At 61.8% G+C, this 19,610-nt stretch carries 16 protein-coding genes, 1 tRNA gene, 2 pseudogenes and 1 other annotated feature; of the genes and pseudogenes, 3 read left to right on the top strand and 16 right to left on the bottom strand.

From position 1 onward, the window contains the following. Positions 1–156: pseudogene (locus J3E64_RS14020) on the bottom strand (IS3 family transposase); the annotation flags it as partial. 191 nt (positions 157–347) lie between these two features. Here J3E64_RS14020 and J3E64_RS14015 point away from each other — a divergent pair. Continuing rightward, positions 348–1,522, top strand: a pseudogene (locus J3E64_RS14015) (IS3 family transposase). After that, positions 575–691: a sequence feature (AL1L pseudoknot), on the top strand. It overlaps the preceding pseudogene by 117 nt. 403 nt (positions 1,523–1,925) lie before the next feature. Here the strand turns inward: J3E64_RS14015 and J3E64_RS14005 are convergent. From J3E64_RS14005 to J3E64_RS13980, 6 genes are all read right to left on the bottom strand, one after another. Next, positions 1,926–2,001, bottom strand: a tRNA-Lys gene (locus tag J3E64_RS14005). A 122-nt stretch (positions 2,002–2,123) separates the two neighbouring features. Beyond that, the gene (gene rodA, locus J3E64_RS14000) at positions 2,124–3,236 is read right to left on the bottom strand and encodes a rod shape-determining protein RodA (RefSeq protein ID WP_253343628.1); all 1,113 of its coding nucleotides are present in this window, start codon (positions 3,234–3,236) and stop codon (positions 2,124–2,126) included. Then, complete coding sequence (gene mrdA / locus J3E64_RS13995) at positions 3,233–5,305, bottom strand: penicillin-binding protein 2 (RefSeq protein ID WP_253343627.1); 2,073 nt, start codon at positions 5,303–5,305, stop codon at positions 3,233–3,235. The genes rodA and mrdA overlap by 4 nt, the downstream gene beginning before the upstream one ends. Continuing rightward, positions 5,302–5,829, bottom strand: coding sequence for a rod shape-determining protein MreD (gene mreD, locus J3E64_RS13990; protein WP_253343626.1), 528 nt, complete (start codon positions 5,827–5,829; stop codon positions 5,302–5,304). Before mreD ends, mrdA begins: the two co-directional genes overlap by 4 nt. After that, positions 5,826–6,743, bottom strand: a complete 918-nt coding sequence (gene mreC / locus J3E64_RS13985; protein ID WP_253343625.1) for a rod shape-determining protein MreC — start codon at positions 6,741–6,743, stop codon at positions 5,826–5,828. Before mreC ends, mreD begins: the two co-directional genes overlap by 4 nt. Positions 6,744–6,764: 21 nt before the next feature. Beyond that, a complete protein-coding gene (locus tag J3E64_RS13980; protein ID WP_021319842.1) occupies positions 6,765–7,811 on the bottom strand; it encodes a rod shape-determining protein in 1,047 nt (348 codons plus the stop codon). 160 nt (positions 7,812–7,971) lie between these two features. Between J3E64_RS13980 and mutL the strand changes: the two genes are divergently transcribed. Together mutL and J3E64_RS13970 are read left to right on the top strand one after the other, a co-directional pair. Further along, entirely contained in the window at positions 7,972–9,762 is a 1,791-nt protein-coding gene (gene mutL / locus J3E64_RS13975; RefSeq protein ID WP_253343624.1) for a DNA mismatch repair endonuclease MutL, read from the top strand. Between the two features lie 219 nt (positions 9,763–9,981). Further along, a complete protein-coding gene (locus J3E64_RS13970; RefSeq protein WP_253343623.1) occupies positions 9,982–10,821 on the top strand; it encodes a flagellin in 840 nt (279 codons plus the stop codon). A gap of 45 nt (positions 10,822–10,866) precedes the next feature. On the opposite strand, the gene mazG is transcribed toward J3E64_RS13970, so the two are convergent. The 9 genes from mazG to J3E64_RS13925 form a co-directional block, all read right to left on the bottom strand. After that, positions 10,867–11,646 (bottom strand): nucleoside triphosphate pyrophosphohydrolase, encoded by a 780-nt coding sequence (gene mazG / locus J3E64_RS13965; RefSeq protein WP_253343622.1) that lies wholly within the window; start codon positions 11,644–11,646, stop codon positions 10,867–10,869. Positions 11,647–11,773: 127 nt separating this feature from the next. Next, positions 11,774–13,060, bottom strand: coding sequence for an MFS transporter (locus J3E64_RS13960; RefSeq protein WP_253343621.1), 1,287 nt, complete (start codon positions 13,058–13,060; stop codon positions 11,774–11,776). Beyond that, positions 13,057–13,683 (bottom strand): TIGR02281 family clan AA aspartic protease, encoded by a 627-nt coding sequence (locus tag J3E64_RS13955; RefSeq protein WP_253343620.1) that lies wholly within the window; start codon positions 13,681–13,683, stop codon positions 13,057–13,059. The genes J3E64_RS13960 and J3E64_RS13955 overlap by 4 nt, the downstream gene beginning before the upstream one ends. Further along, positions 13,683–14,471, bottom strand: coding sequence for an MBL fold metallo-hydrolase (locus J3E64_RS13950; RefSeq protein WP_253343619.1), 789 nt, complete (start codon positions 14,469–14,471; stop codon positions 13,683–13,685). Before J3E64_RS13950 ends, J3E64_RS13955 begins: the two co-directional genes overlap by 1 nt. Next, entirely contained in the window at positions 14,468–15,241 is a 774-nt protein-coding gene (locus J3E64_RS13945) for a TatD family hydrolase (RefSeq protein WP_253343618.1), read from the bottom strand. Before J3E64_RS13945 ends, J3E64_RS13950 begins: the two co-directional genes overlap by 4 nt. Before the next feature lie 4 nt (positions 15,242–15,245). Beyond that, on the bottom strand, positions 15,246–16,799 hold the full coding sequence (metG, locus tag J3E64_RS13940) for a methionine--tRNA ligase (RefSeq protein WP_253343617.1): 1,554 nt from the start codon (positions 16,797–16,799) through the stop codon (positions 15,246–15,248). A 43-nt stretch (positions 16,800–16,842) separates the two neighbouring features. Beyond that, positions 16,843–17,817, bottom strand: coding sequence for an AAA family ATPase (locus J3E64_RS13935; RefSeq protein WP_253343616.1), 975 nt, complete (start codon positions 17,815–17,817; stop codon positions 16,843–16,845). Further along, positions 17,814–18,440 (bottom strand): dTMP kinase, encoded by a 627-nt coding sequence (gene tmk / locus J3E64_RS13930; RefSeq protein WP_253343615.1) that lies wholly within the window; start codon positions 18,438–18,440, stop codon positions 17,814–17,816. The genes J3E64_RS13935 and tmk overlap by 4 nt, the downstream gene beginning before the upstream one ends. Further along, positions 18,437–19,600 (bottom strand): D-alanyl-D-alanine carboxypeptidase family protein, encoded by a 1,164-nt coding sequence (locus J3E64_RS13925; protein WP_253343614.1) that lies wholly within the window; start codon positions 19,598–19,600, stop codon positions 18,437–18,439. The genes tmk and J3E64_RS13925 overlap by 4 nt, the downstream gene beginning before the upstream one ends. Positions 19,601–19,610 lie beyond the last annotated feature (10 nt).

Genomic DNA, 19,610 nt, shown 5'->3' with positions numbered 1-19,610 from the left:
CTCGGCAATGCTGTCTTCGCCGCGCAGGCCATCCAGCACGATCCGGATTTTGTCCTCGGCCGAGAAGTGGCGCCAGGTTGCGCGCCTAATGTCCTTCACGACCCGCTCAGCAGGGGCCTTCGTCGCCGATTTTTTCAAGGAGTGTTGGGGCTTCATCTTCGTTCCTTCGTCACTACGACGAAGCCCCAACACTCCTTAAATCACAACCTCAAATCTGTGCCATTGGTGCTGACGGGAACAGGGTGAACCGCCCCGGCTTTTCTGGAGGCTCCTATCTGTGAGAAGGAGCCACGATAAGCAATACAAGGAAGAAGTTCTCGCCTGAGTTTCGCGATCGTGCGGTGCGGATGGTGGAGGAGCACCGGGGAGACTACCCGTCGGAGTGGGCGGCGCTGACCTCGATCGCCGGGAAGGTCGGCTGTACGACCGAGACGCTGCGCCGCTGGTGCCGCGAGGAGGCGAGCCGGCGAGCGGGGCCAGCGGCGCAGGCCGTCAGTGAACGGGACCGGGTCAAGGCATTGGAGCGCGAGGTCAAGGAGCTGCGCCGGGCGAACGAGATCCTGCGCAAGGCCTCGGCGTATTTTGCGCAGGCGGAGCTCGACCGCCACGGCAAATGGTGATGTCGTTCCTTGACGCTCACCGGGAAGAACTGGGTGTCGAGCCGATCTGCCGGGAACTGGCGGTCGCCCCCTCTTCCTACCACGAACACGCTGCCCGCCTTGCCGATCCCGGCAGGCGTCCGGCTCGCGCCCGGCGCGACGACGAGATGTGCAAGGCGATCAGGCGCGTCCACGAGAACAGCTTTGGTCTCTATGGCGCCCGCAAGGTCTGGCACCAGATGCGCCGCGAAGGGATCAATGTGGCCAGGTGCACCGTGGAGCGGCTGATGCGCGTCATGGGACTGGCTGGCGTGCGGTGGGGCAAGACGACGGTGGCGACCATCAGCAACCCGAAGGCCCCATGCCCGCTGGACAAAGTCAACCGCGAGTTCCGCGTCAGCCGGCCCAATGCACTGTGGGTGGTCGACTTCACCTACGTCCATACCTGGGCCGGGTTCGTCTACGTGACCTTCGTGATCGATGCCTTCGCCCGCCGGATCGTGGGCTGGAAGGTCAGCACCAGCGCCACCGCAGGCTTCGTGCTGGATGCCCTGGAGCAGGCGATCCATGCCCGCAGGCCGAGTGCCGAGGATGGCCTGATCCACCATAGCGACAGAGGCGTTCAATACCTGGCCATGAACTACACCCAGCGCCTGGCCGAAGCCAATCTCGTGCCGTCGGTCGGCAGCGTCGGCGACAGTTATGACAACGCCTTGGCGGAGACGATCAACGGCCTCTACAAGGCCGAGGTCATCTGGAGGCAGCGTTCATGGCCGGGCGTATCGGCCGTGGAAATGGCAACGCTGCGCTGAGTGGACTGGTTCAACAATCACCGCCTGTTCGGCCCCATCGGGCACATCCCGCCCGCCGAGGCCGAGGCCAACTACTATGCAGCCATTGAGACCCTCGATATGGTCGCATGACTCAATTGAAAATGCCTCCGGAAAAGCCGGGGCGGTTCACATCCCAATCGATCTCGCAATTGACCTTGTCCCCGACCTTGATGTCCGCGAGTAGCTCCGGCCTTATGGCAAAGCCCATTTCATGGCAGGCCACTGAAGTTCCGTGATGTCGCCGTGATCGAGGGTCCCCATGCCTTTGGCCGCATCGATCACGGTTTGGGCGTCGGCGGCAGTGGGTAAATTGTCCAGCAGGCGCAGGGCGAGTTGCGGGAGGCGCGGATCGAGGCATCTGCGCAGAAATTTCGCTGACGACAAGAAATTTTAGATTCGGCCGTCCTGCTACCTAGAGAGCTACCTAGAACTCAACCGCTCAATCGGAGGCTCTTGATCTGGTCATACAGGACATTGATTTATAAGGAGAAAGTGGTGGACGCACTAGGGCTCGAACCTAGGACCCGCTGATTAAGAGTCAGCTGCTCTACCAACTGAGCTATGCGTCCACACCGGCATTGGACAGATGGCGAAGCCAGTGTCCGTTGGCGTGGGCGGGCAATTAGCAGCGTCTTGCGGATTCGCAAACCCCAAATTGCGCTGCGGCGCGGAAAAATTTCGCCGCGGTCGTTTACCCCCAGTTGCGCGGACTGCTGGCACGCTTGTTTCCCCGGTCAATGGCCATGATGATGCCGATGCACAGCATCACCGTCAGCATCGAAGAACCACCATAAGACATGAAGGGCAGGGGGATGCCCACAACCGGTGCCAACCCCATCACCATCATCAGGTTGATTGCGACGTAAAAGAAGATGGTCGTCGTGAGCCCCGCGGCGACCAGTCGATTGAACTTGTCCGGCGTCCGCATCGCGACGCGCAGGCCCCAGCGAAACAGCAGCATGAACCCCCCGATGAGCAGCACGCCGCCGACCAGTCCCCATTCCTCCGCCATGGTAGCGAACACAAAGTCCGTATGCCCTTCGGGCAGATAGTCGAGATGACTCTGCGTTCCCTGGAGGAAGCCCTTGCCCCATATGCCGCCCGATCCGATCGCGATCTTGGACTGGCTGATATGATAACCCGCGCCCAGTGGATCGCTCTCCGGATCCATGAAGATCAGTACACGCTTCTTCTGATAATCGTGCAGGAAACTGAAAGCGATCGGGATGACGGCCGCAACCGCCAGGCCGGACCCCACGAACAGGCGCAGCGGCAGGCCGGCCAGGAACATCACGGTGATACCGCCGGCCAGGATCATTGTCGCCGTGCCCAGATCAGGCTGGATCAACACAAGCGACCAGGGCAGGCCGATCAGCACAAGCGCCGGCCATATCGCGTTCCAGCGGCGGATTTCCCCCACCGGCAGCAGAGCATAGAAGCGCGCTACCGCGATCACGATGATCGGTTTCATGAATTCCGAGGGTTGGAGTTGCATGAAGCCCAGATTGATCCAGCGCTGACTGCCGCCCGCGACACCCCCGATCAGTTCTACCAGCACCAGAGCCGCCAGGATCGCGCCATAGGCGGGAAAGGCGAAGCGCGCGAACAGGCCGGGCGGCACGCGGCTGAGCGTCAATGCCATACCGCTGAATATGCAGAATCGCACCGCCTGATTGATCGCCCAGGGAAAGACGCTGCCATCGGCGGCGCTGAAGAGGACCAGCGTTCCGAAGGTAGCGATAGCAACCAGCAAGAGGATGACGCGCCATGGAAATTGGGTCAGGGGCTGCGGAATGATGCTCACGGCGTCGTCGCTGCCTCCGCACCGGGCGGCGGCGGCACGTCCGCGGCATCTTCGTCGGGGCTGGCCGGTGTAGCGCTGGCGTTTGCAGGCGCCGCTGCATTGGTGGCGTTGTTCGCTTCTGACGCCGTTGCCTCGCCCCGTTCGATCGCCTTGGCGAGGCGGAAGGAGGCCACTTGTCGTGCCTGCCGTTCCGCCGGCGTGCCGCCCCAGCCTTTTTCAAGCGTTACGAGCTTCTCCATCGCGCGCTCAGGGTCGAACAGATAGGAGAGGGTATCGCTCGCTATCATCGGAGCATCTTCGTTGCGGATGGTATGCCCCCCATGCTCGATGATGCATCCGACCGCATAGCGAGGTTTGTCGAAAGGCGCGAAACCCTGAAAAAGTGCGTGGTCGCGCAATTTGAAGGGGAGGGAGGCGTTGCCCCGCACGCCGCCTGCGCGCTCCGCCATGGTGATGCGGCGGACCTGCGCCGTTCCGGTCTTTCCCGCAATCATGACGCCGGGAATATTCATTCGCGCCGCGCCGCCCGTGCCGCCGCCGTTGACCACGGCATTCATGGCATCACGGATCACGACCAGATGTTCATCATTGACCCCGACGAGTTGTGGCGCGGGGCGGCGGGCACCGTGAATAAAATTGGGCATCAATTGTCGGCCCGTGGCGAGCCGAGCCGCCATAACTGCCATCTGCAACGGATTGATCAGCATGTAGCCCTGGCCGATGGTTGCGTTGACGGTATCGTAGACCTGCCAGGATTTGCCGTATTTGCGCTCCTTCCAGGCCGGGTCCGGCACCGTGCCATAACTCTGGCTGGGGAAGGGGATGTCGAACCGCTGCCCCATGCCTACTCGCCGGGCCATGCTGGCGATCCGGTCCATGCCGATGCGCTGGGCCATCTGGTAAAAATATATGTCGCAGCTCTGCGCGATCGCACCGCGCATGTTGAGAGAGCCGTGCCCACGCCGCTTGTGACAGTGGAACAGCGTGTTACCCACGCGGATGGCGCCGCCGCAGCTGACTGTATCGTTCGGTGAAATTCCAGCTTCCAACAAGGCCAGTGCCACCATCGGCTTCACCGTCGATCCTGGTGGATACAGGCCCTGAAGCACCTTGTTGCGCAAGGGCACATGATCGTCCCTGGACAGCATGTCCCATTCGAGGTGGCTGATACCGTCCGAAAAGCTGTTCGGATCGAAACTGGGCATGGATGCCATGGCAAGCACGTCGCCGTTGGCGCAATCCAGCACGACAATCGCGCCGCTCTGCGTCGCCAGCCGGCGACCCGCAAAGTCCTGCAAACCCGCGTCGATGGTCAACTTCATCGCGTTGCCGGGGGTATCGGGCCGGGTGGTGAGTTCGCGCACAATCTTGCCCCGCGCGGTCACTTCCACGCGCTTGGCACCGGGCTTGCCCGTCAGTTGTTCGTCGAATGCCTTCTCCAGGCCGTCCTTGCCGACCTTGAACCCCGGCGTGATGAGCAGGGGATCCTTTCTCTTTTTATATTCTTCCGCCGTCGCCGCGCCGACATAGCCCAGCAGGTGGCCGACCGACGCACCCGCTGGGTAAAAGCGGGAAAATCCCTGGCTCGGCGCGACACCGGGAAGATCGAGCAGGCGCACCGAAACTGCGGCATATTGATCATAGGTCAATTTGTCGGCGACCTGCACGGGCTGGAAACCGGCCGACTTCTCGAGTTCCTCCCGTATCCGGTCGGCCTCTTCGCGCTCCAGGTTGAGCAGGCGGGTCAAACTGGCGATGGTGGCTTCGGCATCGACCACCCGCTGCGGGATCAGGTCGACGCGAAAATCGGTGCGATTATTTGCGAGCGGCTTGCCGTTTCGGTCCAGAATCCAGCCTCTGCGCGGCGGGATAAGCGTCAAATTGACGCGATTGCTCTCGGACAGCAGGCTGTATCTCTCATTTTCAACCACGCTTATCCAGGCCATCCGGCCTGCAAGAACCGCTCCTATACCGCCTTGAATCGCGCCCACAATCGTGGCCCGGCGCGTGAAGGTGAGGGTCTGGGTAGCCTCGGTTACGACTTTTCGCTTCGTGGAGGGAAATTTCATGCCATCACGCGCCAGCGGTCTATCCGGGCGCATTGCCGGACGACGAAGGGAAAAAGCAGGATCGTCCAGACCATTTGGGGCGTGATCAACCAGAAACTGACATTGCCGCCGCCGGTGATGCGCGCGAAGAACCAACCGACGACGGAGCAGATTATAATGGCCAGGCAAGCGATTAGCCAGTCCTGTCGATAGCTGCGCCAGACCAGGCGATGTTCGATCGCATCGATACCGATCAGTGCTATCGTCCACAGGCACATGGCCGAACCAATCGGCTGCCCGCTGAGCATGTCATCGAAAAGACCGAGGGGCACGCCGACCCACGGCCGCCACATTTCCGGACGCAGCAACCGCCAGGACAGCAGTAGCAACAGGCCGAACTGCGGCATGACGGGAGACTGGGCGATGACGGGAAGAGCCGTTGCCATGGATCCGATCAGGACCGTGACGATCGGCGTGCCCGCCAACCGAAAACGGCTGGGGTGCTTGCCGAGGCGTGGCACATGTCGAAGATGCGGGTCGATCATGGCGCGGAAGCGTCAACGGCAGGAGGCTGCCCGCCCCCTGACGCAGGGCCCGCCGCATCCGATCGGGTAACGACCTCCTCAAACGCCCGTTCCACGACGACAGCGTCGATACGGGACGGATTGGCCAGGGGAAAGCCCCATGCGACCTCGCCCTGTATCCGGACGACGACAGCCACGGGAATGTTGGGCTGATAGATGCCGCCGACCCCGGACGTCACCAGAAGGTCGCCGGGCTGGAACGGGTTGCGACCGGCAGACAAGGCCCGGATTTCCACCGATCCGTCTCCGGCGCCAGTTGAAATAGCGGGGACGCTGTCATTTGCCCGGCGCACCGGAACGATATTGGCGGTGTCGGTCAGGAGCAGGACGTCGGCCGTATTGGGCGTCGTGCTGTACACCCGGCCCACCAATCCCTCCGCGGCGCGCACCGGCATTCCCGTGCGCACGCCCTGCCACCGTCCGGCGTTCAACCGGGCGAAACGGCGCGCGCTGGACGAAGAGGAACTGATCAACCTAGCGGTCAACAGGTCGCTTTGGTCATCGTCGACGAGCTTAAGCAGCTTCTTGAGGCGCATATTTTCCTGGGCGATAGCCTTTGCTTCGATCACCCGGTTGCGTTCGGCCTCCACCTGCCGGCGTAGCGCGATATTCTGCGACCCCGCACGCCAATAGGCGGCCAATACCTCGTCGACCGACCCGATACCGCTCATCATGTTGCGCAAACCGGATGATGCCGGTCGCGTCAGTTCCGCGGTCAGGGTCCTCAGGGCGACAAAACCGGTAGGATCGAATATCGCGATCGCCACCAGCAGCAACCCGACTGCCGCCCCCGTAAGGGCGGCCACATAGCTGGCGAACAGACTATATTGCGCCTTCCGGTTGACCCCGGGACGTCGGCTGGGTGGCCGCGCCATCTACGGTCTCCCCTTTCGCGATCAGGCAGTTTGCAGCACGCCCCGGAAGATTGGATCCTCCATCGCCCGGCCGGTCCCGATCGCGACGCAGGTCAGCGGATCCTCGGCGATTGTGACCGGCAAGCCCGTCTCGTCGCGCAGTTCGTCATCAAGCCCCTTGAGCAGCGCGCCGCCACCGGTCAGGACGATGCCCTGGTCGACAATGTCCGCAGCCAGTTCCGGCGCCGTATTTTCGAGGGCGATGCGCACGCCTTCGACAATGGTGCTGATCGGTTCGGCCAGCGCGTCGGCGATCTGGCCCTGATTGATGCTGATTTCCTTGGGCACGCCATTCACCAGGTCGCGACCCTTGATATGGATGGTCTCGCCCACGCCGTCTTCGGGCGGTTGCGCAACGCCGAACTGCTTCTTTATCCGCTCCGCAGTGGCTTCACCGATCAGCAGATTGTGATGGCGCCGGACGAACGAGACAATGGCCTCGTCCATCTTGTCGCCGCCGACGCGCACCGAGGTCGTGTAGGCGAGGCCGCGCAGCGACAGCACGGCGACTTCGGTGGTGCCGCCGCCGATGTCGACCACCATCGAACCGATCGGTTCCGTCACCGGCATGTCGGCCCCGATCGCAGCTGCCATCGGTTCTTCGATCAGGAAAACCTGGGACGCGCCGGCATTGCTCGCGGCGTCGCGGATTGCGCGACGTTCAACGCTGGTCGATCCCGACGGCACGCAGATCACGATTTCGGGCGCGCGCCATGGACTGTGCTTGCCGCCGTGCACCTTGGTAATGAAATGCTTGATCATCTGTTCGGCGACATCGATGTCGGCGATCACGCCATCGCGCAGCGGACGGATGGCTTCGATCGAGTCGGGCGTCTTGCCCATCATGAGCTTCGCATCTTCGCCAACGGCCTTCACCCGCTTGACGCCGTTCAGCGTCTCGACCGCGACGACCGAGGGTTCATTGAGGACGATGCCGCGTCCGCGAACATAGACCACCGTGTTTGCGGTGCCGAGGTCGATGGCCATATCCTGCGAGGAAAATTTGAAGAGACGCGAGAAGATCGACATGCCTTATCCTGTTTCGCCAGCCGTCCCCATGACGCGAAGAGAGGATCGGTCGGTGTGCCGTTCCGTTTCCCGCCAATCCCTGTTTCCCTGCACCTAGCAGATGCAAAAATTTTAGGTTCGCGGGTCGCGGAAAGCGCTCGCTTGGGCTAGTCCCTAATCAATGTCAATACGCCGTCTGCCTGAACATCTGGTCAACCGCATTGCCGCCGGTGAAGTGGTCGAAAGACCCGCCAGCGCGCTCAAGGAACTGGTCGAAAACGCGCTCGACGCCGGCGCGACTCGTATTGCCATCCGACTTTCCAATGGCGGGCTGGACCGGATCGAGGTGAGCGACGACGGTTGCGGCATGAATGCGACAGACATGGCGCTGGCCCTGGAACGGCATGCGACGTCGAAGATGCCGGATGATGAGGCCATTGAAAATGTGGCCACTTTGGGTTTTCGAGGGGAGGCGCTGCCATCCATCGCAAGTGTCGCCCGGTTGTCGATCGACAGCCGGCTCGCCGGTGCAGACGGATGGAACCGGACGGTGGATAATGGCCGGCTGGCCGCCGAAGGGCCGGTCGCCATTCCTCCCGGGACCCGCGTGACCGTGGAGCAGTTGTTCGGACGGGTTCCCGCCCGCCGAAAGTTCCTCCGGTCGCCCAAATCCGAATATGCCGCCTGCCTCGACGTCCTGCGCCGTCTCGCTATGGCACACCCCCGGGTTGCCTTTTCCGTCGAACATGACGGGCGGCGCGTTCTGGGCGTTCAGGGCGGCGAAGCGCGCGAAGACCGTGTCGCCGCTCTGACTGACCGACAACTGGCAGACAATCACGTGATCGTCAGTCTGGAACGCGATGGCGTCCGCCTGTCGGGGGTCGCCTCCATACCCACCTATAACAGGGGGGTGGGCGATCACCAGTATCTGTTCGTCAACGGCCGTCCGGTCCGGGACCGGTTGCTGATCGGAGCGGTCCGGGGAGCTTATGCCGACATGCTTGCGCGCGACCGTCACCCTGTCGTGGCCCTGTTCCTGGACGTACCACCGCTCGACGTGGACGTGAACGTCCATCCGGCGAAAACCGAAGTGCGGTTTCGCGATCCGGCGATGGTGCGCGGGATGATCGTTTCCGGACTTCGCCGGGCCTTGGACGCGGAAGGATTCCGGGCGGTGCAACACCCCGATCCCGCCGCGCTGCAAGCCTGGAAGGCCGAGCCCGTGTCGCCGACATCCATCGGCGCCCTTCCCATTTTCGAGGCGGCCGGGGATCCGGCAGACTATAATCCACTTGCGCGAACGAGCTTGGCCGACCGCCGGGCGTCGTTCATCACGCCCCCGCCACATGCACGCGCGGAACCGGCTGTCGCTTCGGTGCCAGAGGGTACGCGCTTTCCCCTGGGCGTAGCGCGCGGCCAGGTTGCTCGAACCTATATCGTGGCGGAAGCGGAAGACGGGCTGGTCATCGTCGACCAGCATGCCGCCCATGAAAGGCTCACGCTGGAACGGATGCGCCGCGCGATGGAGGGGCAGGGCGTCACGAGCCAGGCCCTTCTGCTGCCAGAAGTGGTGGAACTGGATGAGCCAGCCTGCGACCGGCTGGAGGAGAGGTGCGCCGAGTTCCGGTCAGTCGGGCTTGAGATCGAGCGGTTCGGGCCGGCCGCGATGTTGGTGCGCGCGGTTCCGGCCATGCTCGGGCAGTCGGACGTCCGGGGGCTGGTGTCGGATCTCGCCGACGACCTTGCCGCCTATGACAGCACGCTTTCGCTTCGCGAACGGCTGGACCTGGTCGCCGCAACGATGGCCTGCCATGGGTCTGTGCGCGCGGGAAGGGTGCTCAGCGTCGCGGAAATGAACGCATTGCTACGCGAGATGGAGGTGACGCCGCGATCCGGACAGTGCAATCACGGCCGCCCCACATGGGTAAAACTTCAGCATGGCGACATTGAAAAGCTGTTCGGAAGAAAATGACCGGGCCTCCCGGCCCCCTAGCATTTCCGAATGCACGATGCGGTCCGACTGGGTAACGTTATGATATATATTTCAATATGTTATGCATCACCGTTACCTGGTCGCTAACCTTTTTCCGCAACATCTCTAAAGCTCGTTGGAAGGATGCCGTTCTGGCTCCTGTGAAGGCCGGACATGGTGGTCTCGGTCAATCGAACATGGTTCATGGAAGGGGACTCTATGACTGTCGTCGGAACCAATTCGGCCGCGTTGCGGACGACAAATGCCTCGAACTCCGCATCCGCCATGCTTGGCAAGGCGATGGAACGTCTGTCGACCGGCAAGCGCATCAATTCCGCGAAAGACGATGCCGCCGGTCTTGGTATCTCGACGATGATGACGTCGCAGATCCGGGGAATGACGCAGGGCATCCGTAACGCGAATGACGGCATTTCGCTGGCGCAAACCGCCGATGGTGCACTGGGTGAAGTCACCAACATGTTGCAGCGGATGCGCGAACTGACGGTGCAGGCGCTTAACGGCACCAACGACGCTGATGCGAAATCCGCGATCAAGACGGAAATGGATCAGCTCGCTGTCCAGATCAACGATCAACTCACCAACAGCAGCTTCAACGGCGCCAAATTGTTCGACGGTTCGGTTGCTTCGATCGGGATACAGGCTGGCGCCAACGCTGCCGACCAACTATCTATTACGCTCGACGACCTGCTCGGCGACGCAACGCTTACCGCCATAGTATCGGCTGGTGGTTCCGTGATCGATCCGACCGCCGGGGCCTTCAGCAGCGCCGATCTTGCGAAATTTGACGACGCACTATCTACCATATCGTCGTCGCGCAGTAATTTCGGCGCGATGGAAAACCGGCTGGAATCCGTGGTCAACAATCTGTCGACCCAGATACTCAGTCTGACGGATTCGCGCAGCCGCATCGAAGACGCGGATTTCTCCAACGAGACGACCATGCTCGCGAAGGCACAGATATTGAGCCAGGCCTCAACCGCAATGTTGGCGCAGGCCAATCAGAGCCAGCAGGGCGTCATGAAGCTGATTGGCTCCTGATCCTAAGCGAGGATAAGGAATAATGAGACGGGGGAGGCGCGTCGCTCAGCTTTGCTGACCGGTGCGCTTCACCTGCTTCCACAAGGCTTCCTTGTCTTCCAGGGGCAGGGCGGCAAAATCATCGCCGGCAAGCGATTCCATGGATCGAAACCGGCGGTCGAATTTCCTGTTTGCCTCATGAAGAGCTTTTTCCGGATTGATCTTCATGTGCCGTGCCAGGTTGACGACCGCGAAGAGAAGGTCGCCTACTTCTTCTTCTTGTTCGGCTGATGTCGTCGCATCGCGCACTTCATCGATCTCTTCGGCGATCTTGTCCATGACGCCGTTCAGGTCCGGCCAGTCAAATCCCATGCGCGCAGCGCGCTTTTGCAGCTTTTCCGCGCGGAGCAGCGCGGGCAGGGCGATCGCCACACCGGCCAAAGCACTGCGGTCCGGGTCTTTTTCGGCACGCTCGACGGCCTTGATGGCTTCCCACTGGGCATGCCCGTCCTCCCGGCATCCACCGTTGCCGAATATATGCGGATGCCGCCGGATCATCTTGGCGGTGATGGCGTCCACGACATCTTGCAAGCGGAAATGCCCGGCCTGTTCGGCCATACGGCTATGGAACACGACCTGTAGCAGCAAGTCGCCCAGTTCCTCTTTGAGAGCGGACATGTCGTCGCGCGCGATAGCGTCCGCTACCTCATAAGCTTCCTCGATCGTATAGGGCGCGATCGATGCGAAATCTTGCGCGATGTCCCACGGACATCCGGAGTCTGGATCGCGCAATCTGGCCATTACTCTCGCGAGCGGCATGATGTCGGTGGAACTGGCAGTAGACATGACGGCTTCCGAATGGTGGGACTAATGATCGATGGAGAGACGACCGGGCAACGCAGTGCTATGATATTCTGGTTCGATAATATATATTATGTTAAACTACAATTTAGAGCGCCTGTCCCTTTTCGTCTCAGTCTTCCAGGATCAGGCTGTGTCGGGCCGTATCCTTCATCCGGATATATACGATGAGAGAGATGCCGATCATCACGGTAACATAGATATAAAATGCGGACTCGAGCCCAGCCTGTTTCAGGCCGAGCGCCACGAACTCCGCCGTGCCGCCGAACAAGGTGTTGGCAAGCGCGTAAGGCAGCGCGACGCCAAGGGCGCGGATATGGGCCGGAAACAACTCGGCCTTCACCACCGCATTGATCGACGTGTAGCCGGTCACGATGACCAGACCCGCCATAACCAGCAGCCCGGCCACGATCGGGTCCTTCGTAACCGCCAGCGTCGCGAAGATCGGATAGGTGCAGATCATGCCCAGCGTACCGAAACCGATCATGAGCGGCTTTCGCCCTATGCGATCGGACAATGCGCCGGCCAACGGTTGCAAGAGCATGAAAAGAAACAGCGTTACCGCATTGATTTGCGACGCGAGAACACGGCTCAGGCCGCTGGTATTCACCAGGAACTTCTGCATGTATATGGAATAGGCGTAGAACGCGATGGTCCCGCCTGCGGTCAACAGCATGACCGTCAACGTTTCGCGCGGATGCCTTGCCATCAGTTCGATAAAGCCGGATTTGGGCGCATGCGCAGCGCGGGCGACGACAAAGCTCTGCGTTTCGGCAAGACCGCGCCGCAACCAGAAAACAATGACGGCCAGCAGCCCGCCGATGAAGAAGGGAATACGCCAGCCCCACGCGTCCAGCTGTGCGGTGGTCAACACGGCCTGAAGGACAAGCAGCACGCAGATTGCCACGAGTTGCCCGGCGATCAACGTCACATATTGAAAGCTGGAGAAGAATCCACGCCGGTTGCGACCGGCCATTTCCGACAGATAGGTAGCACTGGCGCCATATTCGCCACCGATCGACAGGCCCTGCATCAGCCGGGCGAGCACCAGCAGCAACGGTGCGGCGACACCGATCGTTTCATAGCCCGGCGTGACCGCGATCAGCAGAGATCCGGCGCACATCAGCAAGACGGACAGCGTGAGCCCGCTTTTCCTCCCCCGGCTGTCGGCGTAGATTCCCATCAACCATGCACCGATGGGCCGCATCAGGAAACCGACTGCGAATATGCCGGCTGCGCTCAACAACTGGGCGGTGCGATCCTCGCTCGGAAAGAAATGGGGAGCGAAATAGAGGGTGAAGGCCGAATAAGCATACCAGTCATACCATTCGACAAGATTGCCGGTGGACCCGCCCAATATGGCTTTCAGGCGGTCCTTTTGGCTGGGCGGTGGCGTCATGGCGTCAAGACCATGTCGCCGTCGCGTACGCCCCAGCTGTTCAGCCGCGACAGCATGTTCATGCCGATCACATTGACCTCCCCGAACGCGGGCGACACGACGACGGGCAGATCGCTCGTCTGCACCGGGCCTATCGCCAGGGTCGCGACATTGGAACGTCGCGCCTGCACCTGCCCGTTCGCCGTATTGATAATGATGCCAGGTTCCCCGATATCGAAATTCAGGCCAGCGATGCGGGCCGTGTTTTCGGACAAGGCGGTGAAGGTCGCACCACTGTCAATCAGAAACCGTGCCGGCGTTCCGTTGATGGTCCCTTCCACCCAGTAATGGCCATCGGGAGCCTGTGCGATGTGTATGCTCTGCCCTTCCGCCCGGACAGGCGGAAGCGACATCATGGTTCCGTTATCAGCGGACGCCCCCCCCTGCTCCGCCCAGCGCCCGGTCAGATAACCCTGCCCCTGCGCAAGCTTTAGCAACCCCAGAAGTCCCGCAAATATGGCGACCCAGACCAGAGCAAGCCGCAAGATGCTGCTGATTGGCAGGCGCCTGGCCACCAGCGCTGATCCCACGAGCACCATGGCGAGAAGGTACCAAATCGCCGATGCTGCCCCATCCCCGTCCATCACGCGTCGCCGATCGTTGCAAGGTCAATGACCAGCCCATCATAGCCCGGTTCGACTCCGTTGGGCAGGCTGTCGCAAAGCGACGCATAATCCATGCTCTGATCCATATGGGTCAGGATGGCCCGACCCGGCCGGACCGCGGCTATACCACCCAGCGTCATGGCTAGGTGCGGATGGGTTGGATGGGGCTTTTCGCGCAGGGCGTCGACGACCCATATGTCCAGTCGGTCATAGAGAGCCAGCATGGCCGGAGTAATCTCGTGAAAATCGGTCGCATAGCCGATCGAACGGCCCGAATGCACGAAACGGAAGCCGGTCGACCATATTTCGCCATGCGGTTGATCGACACTGGCAATGTCTATGTCGCCGATGCGCAGTGTGTCCGGCAGGACTTGGCCAGCAATGGTCGGATGATACCCGTTCCGCCCCTCGAACGCATAGGCGAACCGGTCTTGCAAATGCTTCAGCGTTTCCGCACGTGCATATCCGGGCAAAGGCGCGCGGCGGTAGTGGTAGAGTTGCCTTACGTCGTCCAGTCCGTGGCTATGATCCGCGTGATCGTGCGTCCACAGGATTGCATCGATATGGATCACATCCGCCGCCAGCAATTGCGCACGCATGTCCGGCGATGTGTCGACCAGGATCCGCGTCGTCGAACTCTCGACCAGAATCGACACCCGTGTGCGTCGGTTCTTCGGTTCGGCCGGGTCGCATGCACCCCAGTCATTGCCGATCCTGGGCACGCCCGATGAGGTGCCGCTGCCCAGGATCGTCACCTTGAAACTCATGCGGCCTTGGCGAACAGCGCATGGAAATTGGCGGTGGTCGCGGCCGCCAGATCCTCCAGCGTTTCGCCCCGCAGGTCGGCGAGGAACGCCGCCGTGTCGGCAACATAGGCGGGCTCACAGGATTTCCCCCGATGCGGCACCGGTGCCAGAAAGGGTGAATCGGTTTCGACCAGCAGACGGTCCAGCGGAAGCCGCGCCGCGGTTTCCTGGAGGTCTCGCGCACTCTTGAAGGTCACGATGCCGGACAGGCTGATATATAAGCCCAGGTCCAGCGCGGCGTCGGCAAAGGCGCCGCTGGCGGTGAAACAGTGAATCACGCCGCTATAGGCGCCCTTCTCCATTTCTTCGCGCATGATGGCCAGCGTGTCCTGCTCCGCATCGCGCGTATGCACGATCACCGGCAGGCCGGTATCGCGTGCGGCCGCAATGTGGGCGCGAAAGCTGCGTTGCTGGCGCTGGCGGTCGCTATGGTCATAATAATAATCGAGGCCGGTCTCGCCGATCCCCACGACACGAGGATGGGTGGCCCACTGGATGAGCTTTGCGGTGTCGATATGCGGATGATCGTCCGCTTCATGGGGGTGGATTCCCACAGTTGCCCACACGTCAGGCTCCCGGACCGCAGTGTCCAGTACCGCGTCCCACTCGCTTTCGCGCGTGGCGATATTGAGCATAAGCCCGATGCCCCGTTGCCGGGCGCGTTCGAGTATATTCAGCTGATCTTCCACCAGGCCTTTGTAATTCAAGTGGCAATGACTATCGATCAGCATGACGTCATGTATCCAGATCGAGACGCGGGAAAAGCGGCTTGGGCGCATCCAGCGTGAAACCCGATGCACGCAGATCGGAATACCAGTCCTGCCCTATGACGTCATAGGTCCGTTTCGCCAATCCGATCCCCATCTGTTCGAGCAGCGCCTCGGCACTTGACGGGATGACCGGCTGGATCATGATCGCGAGATTACCGATAGCCTCGTACAGGGTGGCGAGCACAGCCTCCATGCGTGCGGGATCGGTCTTGCGCAGGGTCCAGGGCGCTTGCGCATCAATGTAGGCGTTGCAGGCGAAAACCGCGCGTAGCCAGCTCTCGATCGCGACCGACGGGGCAAGGCCGTCCATGGCTGTGCGGAAGGCCTCAGCAGCATCCGCGACCGTATGGCTCAAGGCGGTATCGACATCCTGGGCGGCAGCCTCGGGAAGCGCGCCTGCAAGATTCTTGGCGATAAAGCTCAAGGTGCGCTGCGCCAGATTGCCGAAGCTGTTGGCAAGATCGCTGTTGGACCGCGCGACGATCGCGTCGGCGCTGTAGCTGCCGTCGTTGCCGAACGTGACTTCTGACAGCAGGAAATAGCGAAGCTGGTCCACGCCGAACCGGTCGGCCAGCTCCATCGGGTCGGCGACATTGCCGAGCGACTTGGACATCTTCTCGCCGCGATTGAGCAGAAAGCCATGGCCGAAGACTTGCCGGGGCAGCGGCAACTTGGCGCTCATCAGGAAAGCCGGCCAGTAAACCGTATGAAAACGAACGATATCCTTGCCGATTATATGCGTGATGTCACCGCCTTCGGCCCAATAGCGCGCCATCCGCTCGAGATCATCGGGATAGCCGCAGCCCGTCAGATAGTTGGTCAGCGCATCGACCCACACATACATGACATGGCCGTCGCTGCCGGGGACCTTCACCCCCCAATCGAAGCTGGTACGGGACACGCTAAGGTCGCTCAGGCCACCTTCGACGAACCGCATTATCTCGTTGCGACGGCTTTCTGGCTGGATGAAGCCAGGCTGATCCGCGTAAAGCGCCAGCAATCTGTCTTGATACGCCGACAGGCGGAAGAACCAGCTTTCCTCCACGGTCCATTCGACCGGCGTCCCCTGAGGCGACAGCTTGATGCCGCCTTCCCCGTCGACAATTTCCTTTTCGTCGTAAAAGGCTTCGTCGCGTACCGAATACCAGCCTTCATAGCGGCCCAGATACAGGTCGCCATTGTCCTGCATCGCCTGCCAGATGGCCTGACTGGCACCATGATGATCCGGCTCGCTGGTGCGGATGAAACGATCATGACTGATATTCAAACTGTCGTTCATATCCTTGAAGTAGCTTGACATTTCTTCCGCAAGCTCAGCCGGTGCGAGGCCCCGCCCCCGGGCCGTCTGCGCCATTTTCAGCCCGTGTTCGTCCGTGCCGGTCTGGAAGAATACGTCTCGTCCCATCATCCGCTGGAACCGGGCGAACGCATCGGTTGCTATTACTTCATAGGCATGGCCGATATGCGGGCGGCCGTTGGGATAGGATATGGCCGTGGTGATGGTGTAAGGCTGAGACATGGGGCATCCCTAACCGCAGTTTGCTTCCGCGCAAAGACGCTTTTCAGGCCTTATGTCCTGGTGCCAGTGCCGCGACATGACCGGCCAGTTCGAAAACGACCGCGGCCGGGTCGAGCGACAGGATTAGCGCACCGGCGGCAAGATGACGCGCCGTTTCCCAGCAATCGAGGGCCTGCCTCAATGCGGTCCCGTCGCGGTGGCGCGCTGCCTGCGCGATGAATGACGGCGCGCGCTCGAGAAACGCCTCATAGCGCGGACGTGCCGATTTCAAGGCAAGCGCTTTCGCCAGAGCGAGGCGTTGCCGATTGTCCAGATCCCCTTCCGCCGCCAGTGCGGCGAGCGCCTGTTCCATCTCGGAGAGGTTGAGGCCCGCGTATCGAAGCGCCCTTCCGGGCGACCCGTCGCCAATGCGAACCAGCGCTTCCAGTTCGGACGACGCGATAGACGAATCCGTTGCTTTTAGGGCCGTCCGCATCGCTGCATCGTCCAGCGGATCGAACCGCAAGGTGCGGCAACGCGACCGGATTGTTGGGAGCAAACGGCCCGGCGCATGACTGACGAGCAGAAACAGCATATCTGCCGGCGGTTCTTCCAATGTCTTGAGTAAAGCGTTGGCGGCGCCGCGTTCCAGATCGTCGGCGCTGTCGATCACTACAACCCGCCGGGACGAGAGAGACGGCGCGGAGTGCGTCAACCGTTGCAGGCCGCGAACCTGATCCACGCTGATGTTGCGGGCCGTCACTCCCTCCTTTTCGATCGGCGACAACTCGGCATAGTCCGGATGGGCACCGGCCTCTATCAGGCGGCGGACGGGGTGGTTTTCGGGCACCGGCAGGCCATCATGCTCCACCTGTGGTCCGGCGGCATCGGCAAGCAGGCGCATCGCCAAAGCGCGGGCGAAACTGGCCTTGCCGATGCCCTTGGGGCCTGCGAGAATCCAGCCATGGTGCATGCGTCGGCCCCGCGCCGCATTGATGAGCATCGTTGCATGGGCATCATGTCCCAGCAGCATGGTCATGGCAGGATGTCGGCCAGGGCGGCGACCAGACGGGCAGTCACGCTTTCCGCATCTCCGCAGGCATCGACCGCGACGCAACGGCCCGGTTCTTCCCGCAGGATGCGTTCGAATGCACCGGTCACGGCGCGATGGAACTCATCGCTGCGGCCGCCTATCCGATCGGGCGAGTCGCCATCGCGTGCCTTTGCCCGCCGTGCGGCCTCGGTATCCGGCAGCGTAAGCACCAGCGTCCTGTCCGGCAGAAAGCCGTTGCTGCCGATACGGTGGAGCGTCAGAATGTCCACGTCCGTCAATTCGCCCTGGCCCTGATAGGCCCGGCTGGAATCAAGGAAACGATCCGACAATATCCATGCCCCGCGTGCCAGTGCAGGGGCGATCGTCTTTTCGATATGGTCGGCGCGGGCAGCCGCGAACAGCAGAGCTTCGGCGCGGGCACTCCAACGATCGGCATTGCCCGTCAGCAGCAGAGCGCGGATCGCTTCGGCCCCATCGCTTCCGCCCGGCTCGCGGGTTACAACCACGTCGATACCACGCGCGCGCAACGCGTCGGCAAGAGCGCGAATCTGCGTCGACTTGCCGGCCCCTTCTCCGCCTTCCAGCGAGATGAACCGCCCAGGCGTCACCCGAACAGCGACTTCAGGCCGTTCCAGAGACGGCCAAAAATACCGGCCTCCGCCACGTCCTCACCGGCCACCAGAGGCATGATCTGCGGCGGCGTATCGGGCGTCTGCACGACGAGTTGCGCGATCTGCTGCCCCTTTGCGATGGGCGCCTTGATCGGCCCGGTATAGACCACCTTGACCTGCACATTGGCGGATGCAGTGCGCGGCAGCGTGACCGCCATATTGTGGGGTGCCACCAACGGCACGCTCGTTGCGCTGCCGAGTTGGACCTCGGCGGTCTCGACGGTCTGTCCCTTCCGGAACAGCGGCTGCGCCTTCCAGGCCTTGAAGCCCCAGTCCATGAACCGGACGGATTCAGCGATACGTCCGTTAAAGCTGCCCAACCCGGCCACGACCATGACGAGGCGACGGCCATCCTGCTCGGCCGACCCTGTGAAGCCGAAGCCGGCTTCTTCGGTGTGGCCCGTTTTCAGACCGTCCGCACCCGCGATCTTGCCCAATATGGGATTGCGATTGGCCTGCTCGATGTCGCTGCCGCCCATCGTCTTGCCCCAGGTGAACGAACGAGTAGCGTAGAAACGCTTGTAGAGATCCGGGGTCTCTTCGATGGTCGCCTGCGCCAGCTTCGCCAGGTCCTGCGCGGTGACGTAGGTCACGCCTTCGTCAGGCCAGCCATTGCTGGTGCCGAAATGGCTGTTGCTCAGGCCCAGCCGCTTTCCTTCCTCGTTCATCAGCGCGACGAAGGCCTGCTCAGTCCCGGCGATCCCTTCGGCGAGAACGACACAGGCGTCGTTGCCGGACAGGGTGACGATGCCGTGGAGCAGGTTTTCGACCGAAACCTCCTCCCCCGCCGACAGGAACATGGTCGATCCGGCCTGCGGACCATGCCAGCGCTGCCAGGTTTCCGGGCGCACCGTGAATTTGGAGTCCAGCTTCAGCTCGCCTTTCTGGATAAGGCGGAAAGCGACATGCGCCGTCATCATCTTCGCCATCGACGCAGGCGGTATCCTTGTCTCGCCACCCTTGTCGTACAGCACCGCCCCGGACGAAAGATCCTTCATATAGGCGATCGGTGCCTCGGTCGTGTAGGGGGGCGCCGCCGCGATCAGCGGCTGGGCCAGCAATCCTGCGGCGAGGAGGACGGCAAGGGACTTCTTCATCGGGAACTGC

The sequence above is a fragment of the Sphingobium sp. OAS761 genome (genome assembly GCF_024168485.1).
In the GTDB taxonomy this organism is placed as follows: domain Bacteria; phylum Pseudomonadota; class Alphaproteobacteria; order Sphingomonadales; family Sphingomonadaceae; genus Sphingobium.
This window is presented reverse-complemented; position numbering and strand designations above follow the sequence as displayed.